The following is a 9,278-nucleotide window of genomic DNA, read 5'->3' as shown; positions in this document are numbered from 1 at the left end:
AAGGATGAGGATGGACTCAAGCAGTTTGTCAATGACCATGAAGGTTTCATATTCGTAGAAGAGGATTCCCAGGAGATGGTCATGCTATGTTTCAGGCATTCCGATATGAGGATTTCCCCGGAAGAGTGGGAAAAGATGAACTGTCCGATATCCGTGCGTGAAATATACGGACAGATGCAGAAAGTAAAGATTGTAAAAGATCATAAAACACATCTGACCACATTCTACTATTAACACAGTATCGCCACATTAAAAATCACCCTGCTTCCTGCCACATGCGGCAGGAAGGAAACAAGGGTATATCATCGATGGTTGGAGACGGTTTTGTAGTCGCTTACGAAAAAGATGGAACATGGTATATCTTACCTTATGTTTTTTGTAGTTTCATAAGAAATGCTTTTTTCGAGAACAAGTACCTGTTTCGATATAATAGTAAGATAATCACACTAAAATTCAGTGTACATTAATTCTATGTAACTAAACAGGCTAACCGAATATACAAAGAGAGGATAAGATGATTGCTCATTCTTATCCCCTCATGCCATCAGTTATTCAAAAATAGTACCTTATACTACTACTATCTGTACAATTTAATGTGTCAAGCAATAATATGGCCATTTCTTGGCTTTATAATAACAATTTGTAACTACTAGAGTAGTCATTTTCTTTCTTTTTATTGCGATGATCAATAGGGTGGTTTATTTCGCCACGTCCCACCATATGCGAGAACTGAAGTGATCGCCACCGGACAGACGGCTAACAGCTGCCTCATAATTAGCCGCATTGTCTTGCGACTCTTTCGATGGGTAGCGGAAACGACGGGGGATCTCGCCATTCGTATCTGCGTTAGGATACGGATTGGCCGCGTCATAGGTCGATTTCAATTCCGGATAGCCGGAACGACGCCAGTTAGCAAAGGTCTCATATTCATCGCAGAAACAGTTGATCCAATATTGTGTGTTGATCTGTTCCAACGCATTCGATGCATTAAACGGGTTCTCCGTCAAATAGCGGTCGATCGCGGCCTGCGTCAGATACTGATTATACAGCGCCGTGCCGTTGGGGAACTGTGCGAACTGCCGCATGGCAGCGCGTACGCCGTTCTCGTAGTAAGCCTGCGCGCTCCCGTCTACCCAGCCGCGTACGGCAGCCTCGGCCAGCAACAATTGCGTCTGGGCATAGGTGCAGACGAACGTCGGGCCCGTCGGGTCGGAATAGGTATAACGGTTTATCGTGGAATAACGGCTCCTGTACGTGCTGCGGTAATCCTCGTCCTTGAACTCGGGGTATTTGTTACCTACGAACCACGGGCTATCGGGGCTGTCGGAGAAACCGCTAGGCAAGCCTTTCTGGACGGCCGGATCGGAATTGCCATATTGGAAGTCACTACCCGCCTGCACCGAGATGGTCGGATCCTCGCACACCGTACCGATCAACGGCAGGCGCGGATCGTTAGTTCTTTTCAACAGATCCACGAAATACTCGGTCAGGAAGAAGTTGCCGCGATCCTCGTGCGAGTAGATCTTGGCGTATGGCTCGGAGGAGTCGTTCGTTGTCAAGCCACCCGCATGCATCAGCATGCAGTTGTCCGCATCCGACTCAAATACCCCGTTGGCTACCGCGGTCTTCACCCATTGCTCCGCTGCGGCCGGGTCTACCTTCGACATACGCATCGCCATGCGCAGCATCAGTGAGTTGGCAAACTTCCGCCACTTCGAGGCATCGCCTTGGTAGAAGTTGTCCGCCGATTTCATCGCTGCCGCCGATGCGCCGTTCAAGGCGGCCTGTGCCTCGTTCAATTCCTTCAGCAAATCCATATAGATAGATTGTTGCGTGTCATACTCCGGAAAGGAATACAACTCCGGCTGTACCGCCTGCGAGTAGGGGATATCCCCGTAAAGGTCGGTCATGCGGTGCATGCCGTAGGCGAGCATGATACGAGCGATTTGGTAATCGGTCTGCCGTGACGGATCCTCTTTCCAAGCCTCCACCGCATCTTTCATGTCGCGGAGCGCCCCGCGCGTGTCACCGTTGTAGATTTCCCAATACGCACCTGAGTAGCCGTCGTTCCAAGTGTAATTCGCATTACCCAACCAATTGAACGATGCGGTATGGCTCATCCATTGAGCCGCATAGATACAACCGTTTCGCCATACGTCCCAATCAGATCCCAACATCTGATGCTGACCGTTGGTGAACAATAACTCGGTCGGGATATTCTCCGAATTCAGGTGCTCCGGGTCCATATTCACATCCCCGAAATCGCTGCAACCCGTTCCCCCGATCATGGCCGCGGCGGCGCACGTCATATATACTAAATACTTTTTCATATTATTATACTTCTTCAAACGTGATTAGAATTTGACATTGACATTGAAACCGACATTTCTCGTGGCCGGATAACCGTTCAACTCCAAGCCCTGTCCGTTCGTGTTGTTGTAAGCTGACTCGGGATCGATGTTATCGGTATGCTTCAAGATAGTCCATAGGTTACGTCCCACCAACGAGACGCTCAAGCCCTTCACCACCTTCATCTTGTTCAAGACAGACTGCGGGAAGGTATAGCCGAGCGACAACTCACGCAACTTGATGAAGCTGGCATTGTAGACGAACTCCTCGGCGATATTATTGTTGACGATCCCCTTGTGATAATCCTGTGCGTTTACCGCCACGTTGTTCTCTCCAAGGATCTTTCCATTGTCATCTATCATGACACCGGCACCGATAAAGCCACTGCCTCCCGGGTTATCAACTGTACGGCCAAGCAACGTACCCTTGTGCAGACCCTCGCTGTAGAGCGAGTAGTTCGTGCCGGAGAAGAGGCTCGCGCCTGCCTTGTAGTCAATCAAGAACGACAAGGAGAAATCGCGGAATCTCAACGTGTTGCTCCATCCTCCGGTATATTTGTAGACACCGTTGCCTAGGTTCTGCAACTCGTCGGTCGCTTGCGGGATACCGTTCTTATGGATGACCCGGCCTTGCTCGTCACGGGCGTATTTGTAGCCAACCAACATACCGTAAGGCTGGCCTACGATGTTGCGGACGGTCACGTTGCCCGAGCGTGCGGAGGCTCCGTCGATAGACAGGGACTTTACGCCTCCCAGGTATTTCACCTCACTATCGTTGTATGCGAAGTTGAAGGTCGTCTCCCATGAGAAGTTCTTCGTATGCACCGGTGTCGCATTCACCATGAACTCGAAACCTTGGTTCCGGATCTCGCCCACGTTCATGTATTTCGATCCGAACCCGGACGCGCTGGACGTGGTGACAACAGCGATATCGTCTGTCGTGTTCTTGTTGTAGTACGCCATATCGAACGATAGGCGGTTGCTCATAAACGCTAGGTTCAAGCCCACCTCGTACTCCTTGATGCTGACCGGTTTCAAGTCTGGATTCGCGAATTGGTTACTGTTTGCCGTACCTCCGGTCTGTCCGTTGATCTGGAAATTCTGTACCTTATACACCATCAAGGTCTTGTATGGATCTGTACCATTGGAGGAGCTTGCCCACGAGCCGCGGATCTTACCGAAATCGAACCAATCCGGCATATTGTCACGGAAGGTATCGGAGAATACCCACGAGAGCGTTACGGACGGATAGAAATAGCTGTTGCTATCCGGGTTCAAGGTGGAGAACCAGTCGTTACGTCCCGTCAGGTTCAAGAACACTTGGTTCTTCCATCCGAAGTCCGCCGTAGCGTATATGGAGTTCACCCGGTATTCCGAATAGTCCTTCTTCGATCGTTTATCGCTGAGATTATTTACAGACCACAGTCCATCGACGATAAACGGACGGCCTCCATCCGTCGTATAGAACATCTTGTTGATCGTACGCTGACGGTTACCGCCCAACGTGGCGCCAACCGACCAGTCGCCCCACTCCTTATTGAACCCGATCAGGTAGTTCAAGTTCATCTCGGAGAAGCTACGGGAGTATTCCGTCATCCAGCCTTGTGGATCCGCGGCGGCTCCAGTCGGCTGTATCTGTTTGAACTCCAAGTTGTAACCATCGCGTTGAACGGCACCTTGCACATACAACCAATCCGTGATGTCGTATTTCAAGGTCATTGATCCCGTCAAGCGGTTCTTCTGCATATCGTTGGTTTTCCGATACTGCAACCAGTAGGGGTTGTTGAAATATACATTGCGGTTACCATTACCGTTCATTTCCGAGCCGTCCTCAAAGGAACCCCAAGGAGCGTTCGCCGAGCCTCTTTCCAACCAACGTACATCGAACGAGTTCGCCAAGTGCAGCAAGGTTGCGTTGGTATTACCGTTGCCATCGGACAGGTTCGAACGGCCTTTCGACTTCTCGAACACATAGTTGGCGCTCACGATCAAGTGCAGGTTCTTCAAGATATCATACGTCGTATTCATATTGATACCTTGCTGGCTGTTACTAGAGTTCGGTAACTGTCCCTTCTCTGCTACGTTGGATACGCCGAAGCGGTAGGTGATCTTGTCTCCCGCGCCGCTGAGCGAGGCGGAAGTTGAGTTGTTGATACCCGTGCGGTAGAAATTCGGCCAATTGTCGATATACTCGTAAGGCACCTCATTTCCTAGGAAGTTGGTCGCCGTACCACCTAAAACGTCTCCCCAGCTACTAGTCTGCGTGGTCTCAGCTCCCGCTACGGAGGTAGGACGTACGCCATAATCACCCTGCCCGAACACATTTTGAAAGTCTCGGTAGTCGTAGATCATGTTAAAAGTCAAGTTGTTGTTGAACTCGATGTTCACAGGCTTACCTTTCTTTCCGGACTTGGTCGTGATTAAGATCGCACCGTTACCACCGCGATATCCGTACAATGCGGATGCGGCGGCACCTTTTAACACCTGTATGCTCTCGATATCGTCCGGGTTGATGTTACTCAATCCATCACCCATATCTATACCGCCCCATGTGCCGGCCGATCCTAAGTTCTGGTTACTGAAGGGCACGCCATCCACCACGTATAGCGGCATGTTATTACCTGTCAGGGAGGCGTTTCCGCGGATGATCACACGGGAGGAACCACCCGTACCGGTCGAGTTACCGCCTACGCTAACACCGGCCACCTTACCGGAAAGGGCGTTACCTAGGTTCGGGTCACGGGCCATCGTAAAGTCCTCGCCACCCACTTGCGTCGTGGAGTAACCCAACGAGCGGCTTTGGCGTTTTATACCCAATGCGGTGACTACCACCTCATCGATCTTCTGCGTGTCCTCCGTCAGTTTCACTTGCAAGCCCGTCTGTCCGCTCGCCGTGATCTCCTGTGTCGCATAACCGATATAACTGATCTCGATTACCGCCCCATTGGGAATCTCCAAAGAAAAGTTTCCGTCTAGATCCGTAATCACGCCGTTTGTCGTACCTTTTTGGATCACGTTCGCACCGATTACGGGAATACCCGCTTCGTCTACGACCGTACCTGTCACCTTCTTGTCCTGCTGTACGCCCATCACCTCATCAACCGTGCCTACGGAAGCAGGAACGGCCATCGCCGCGTTTACAGAAAAAGCGGAAAGCAACAAACAGAACGCCGAGGTTTTAGCTATCCATTGAAGGGATAATAGCTTAGATTCATTCTTTGTCATCTTGCTTTTGTTTTAAAATTAAGTTTAAGTTTAGATTGATTACATTTATTCCTGTAATGTTATATCACAATATGAACATGGTTCCAGCGGAACTAATGTATCATTCATGGTCTATTGCATAAATGCGATGTAAAGATACAACTTTTTTGTAAACTATACTTAAATTTATGGTGCTTTTTTATTAAAAACAACACATTTGTCACAAATTACCTTTTGAAACCAAGAAAATCAAATCTTGAACGTATCTAAAACACGTTAGTTCCGCTGGGACAAGTTTCATCCAGAGACCAAAACAACCTCAAGTATGCATGGTCCCGCTCTAAACGAAAGGCAATCTTTCTACCAAAATAAGGCCGATTTATTTGGCACAGGTCACTATTTACCATACTCTTGTGTCTGATTTAAGATTGAAATCCTTAGAAATATTTTTAAGCATAATCTGTATGAAAGCTAGTTGATACATAACTTCAGCCATCTCACACAGATATTTATAATCAATAGTTAATCTTCTGGAGTTCCTCAACAAGAGAGCGATCTTTCAACAATCCATCTCTTAGGTAAGACAAGGAATTCGTTTGGGCGCTCATTTAGCCAGAGTACGGCTTCAACAACCCAACCGAATTTGTCCGTAACCCAATCCCAAGCGCTCCTTGGCACTCTCTGTCTGTAAGGATCTTAACGAGGCGCAGGAACTTATATTCAAGTTATTCAATAACCATTGGTAACTTGATTGATACTGTAAACTCTAACCATCATATTTTTTAGTTTGCTGATACTTAATTATTTTTATATTGAAATATAAGGTTATTTTATTCATTTCAAAATGACTTCTAATTATTTAACAAACTATTATGATTCATTTGTTAAAAGTGCTTGTCAAAAAGATAGCGAAACAATCGAACATAACAGTCATACCCTGTTTATTAATATATTTCTCTCTTGATCGTTTGCTTTTATACCTGATTTTTTTGAATTTTGCACGCGATAAACAATATGTACTCGGTACAATAAGTATAATTAATATCATGAAACCTACTAATTTACTATTATTTCCAATTATTATCCTTTGTTCTTTCACTTCGGTCAAGGAAATACCTCCTTACAAGAATCCGGCACTTCCGGTTGACGAACGAGTGAAGGATTTATTAGGGAGAATGACGATCGAAGAGAAGTTCTGGCAAACATATATGATGCCTGGTGAGCTGGATAAAGGGAAAGACCGCTTTTCCCACGGTATCTTCGGATTCCAGGTTTCAACTATAGGAACCAGTAATCCGGAACTCAAACAATTGCTGCAATACAACCCGAAATTGACAGCAAAAGAGATGGCTAAAAAAATCAATGAGATCCAACGTTACTTCGTAGAAGAAACCCGACTGGGCATACCGATTATTGCATTCGACGAGGCTTTACACGGATTGATTCGTGGTGGAGCCACGGCGTTCCCCCAATCCATCGCATTGGCCGCCACATTCGATACGGCCTTGGTACGCCAAGTCTCCCATGCCATCGCCATGGAAACGAAAACACGTGGTATCCGACAAATACTATCGCCCGTGGTTAATCTCGCAACAGATGTGCGTTGGGGACGTACGGAAGAGACCTATGGAGAAGATCCATATCTTTCGGCATGCATGGGTGTCAACTTTGTAAGAAGTTTTGAAGAAATGGGAGTGATAACCACCCCTAAACACTTTGCCGCCAATTCCGGAGATGGAGGGCGAGACAGTAATCCGATCCATTTCACGGAACGATTTTTGGAAGAGACGCATCTGGTTCCTTTCAAGGCTTGCTTCCAAAAAGGACAGTCGCAGTCTGTAATGACTGCATATAATATGTTAGACGGAACTCCTTGTACAGCCAATCCCTGGTTATTGATCGACAAACTCCGGAACGAATGGGGAGTCGACGGATTTACGATTGCGGATGCAGATGCTGTCGGTATCATCCACAAGTTGCATCACACCGTCAATAACTTCTCGGAAGCAGGAGCTGATGCAATCAATGGAGGTTTGGATGTCATCTTCCAGACAACATACGATGAACACCGACCATTCTTACAGGCTTGCCTAGATGGTTTAGTTAAGGAAGAAGCGCTGGACAGGGCTGTAGGACAAGTATTAAAAGCGAAATTCCACCTAGGTCTGTTCGAGCATCCCTACATTGACGAAAATGAGGCGGAGAAGTGGAATGCCTGCTCCGCACACCGGAAACTGGCTCTCGAAGCAGCTCGCAGATCAATCGTGTTATTGAAAAATGAAAATCGGGTTTTGCCGTTATCCAAACAAGTAAAACGTATCGCCCTTATCGGACAAGATGCCGCTCAAGCCCGTTTAGGAGGGTACAGCGGACCGGGCGTTGACAAAGTCAGCATTCTTGATGGATTGAAAAATAGACTGGGCGATCGAGCTATCATCCGTTACGAAGAGGGATGTAAACGAATCAATCCGGAATATCTGACCGTCCCAACCTATTATTTATCCACATTAGACGGACTGCCGGGACTGGAAGGGCGCTATTTCAATAATATCTCCTATGAAGGAGTCCCCGATTTGAAACGGATTGACAAACGCATACAATTCTCATGGACATTGTTTGCCCCGGATTCTTGCCTGGCTGTCGATTGGTTTTCTGTCGAATGGAACGGGAAATTAAAATCTCCCGTCTCCGGAACATATCGGCTCGGGCTGGAGGGAAATGACGGTTACCAGCTGACCGTTGATGGAAAAGTGCTAGTAGACAAACCATATAAAACCTCTTTCGGTCATACATTAGTTCCTTTTACCTTTGAAAAAGGAAAAGAATATGACATTCGTATCAGGTTTTATGAGAATACAAAAAACGCACGTATCCGGTTTGTTTGGGACGTGGATACAAAAAATGAAGACCAGTCCATCGAACAAGCCGTACAAGCTGCCCGTGAATCCGAGATCGCCATCGTTGTCGTGGGTATTGAAGAGGGAGAATTCCGTGACAGAGGCTATCTGGCATTGCCTGGCCGGCAGGAAGAGTTAATCCGTAGAGTCGCAGCAACAGGAAAAACCACTGTTGTTGTTTTGATCGGTGGAAGTGCCGTGGTCATGTCTGAATGGCAGGATCAAGTTCCGGCCGTACTGAATGCCTGGTATCCGGGAGTGGAAGGGGGCAATGCGGTTGCCGATGTTTTATTCGGCGATTATAACCCCTCAGGCAAACTGCCGATCACTTACCCGATCCACGAAGCCCAGCTACCACTCAATTACAGTCATAAACCGACCGGGCGGAGCGACGATTACCTCAACCTGACCGGTGAACCGCTTTTTCCTTTCGGTCACGGATTGAGCTATTCCGAATTTGATTATTCTGGACTAAAAGTGACGAAAGCAGTACATGGCACAGCTTTCCATGTTACTTTTTCGGTGAAAAATACGGGGAAATACGCAGCCAATGAAGTCGTACAACTCTATTTGCGCGACCAGGTCGCTTCCGTAACCCAACCAATTATGCGGCTGATCCATTTCCAGCCTGTATCATTGGCACCGAGAGAAACAAAAGAGTTGCACTTCACTGTAAACGAGAAAGACCTGTCCATGCTGGATAAAGAGTTGAACCGCGTGATCGAACCGGGTGACTTCCGTCTGATGATCGGGCGCTCTTGTAAAGATATCCGGTTAAAGACAACACTGACAATAAATCATCCAATGACTTTAGAAACAAACCATTAAA

The 9,278-nt window shown here is 47.4% G+C and carries 4 protein-coding genes; 2 read left to right on the top strand and 2 right to left on the bottom strand.

Annotated elements, in window-relative coordinates:
- A partial coding sequence (locus KTG12_RS19050; RefSeq protein WP_216945508.1) for a DUF4121 family protein occupies positions 1-234 on the top strand: 234 nt, incomplete at its 5' end.
- Between the two features lie 464 nt (positions 235-698).
- Here KTG12_RS19050 and KTG12_RS19045 read toward each other — a convergent pair.
- Together KTG12_RS19045 and KTG12_RS19040 are read right to left on the bottom strand one after the other, a co-directional pair.
- A complete protein-coding gene (locus KTG12_RS19045; RefSeq protein ID WP_230320138.1) occupies positions 699-2,348 on the bottom strand; it encodes a SusD/RagB family nutrient-binding outer membrane lipoprotein in 1,650 nt (549 codons plus the stop codon).
- Between the two features lie 6 nt (positions 2,349-2,354).
- Positions 2,355-5,573 carry a SusC/RagA family TonB-linked outer membrane protein gene (locus KTG12_RS19040; protein ID WP_055284960.1) on the bottom strand — a complete coding sequence of 1,073 codons (3,219 nt, stop codon included), beginning with the start codon at positions 5,571-5,573 and terminating at the stop codon, positions 2,355-2,357.
- Between the two features lie 1,025 nt (positions 5,574-6,598).
- On the opposite strand from KTG12_RS19040, the gene KTG12_RS19035 reads away from it, so the two are divergent.
- Positions 6,599-9,277 (top strand): glycoside hydrolase family 3 C-terminal domain-containing protein, encoded by a 2,679-nt coding sequence (locus KTG12_RS19035; protein WP_254189050.1) that lies wholly within the window; start codon positions 6,599-6,601, stop codon positions 9,275-9,277.
- Position 9,278 lies beyond the last annotated feature (1 nt).

Origin of the sequence: Parabacteroides sp. MSK.9.14 (assembly GCF_019041495.1) — a bacterium.
GTDB lineage: Bacteria > Bacteroidota > Bacteroidia > Bacteroidales > Tannerellaceae > Parabacteroides > Parabacteroides merdae.
This window is presented reverse-complemented; position numbering and strand designations above follow the sequence as displayed.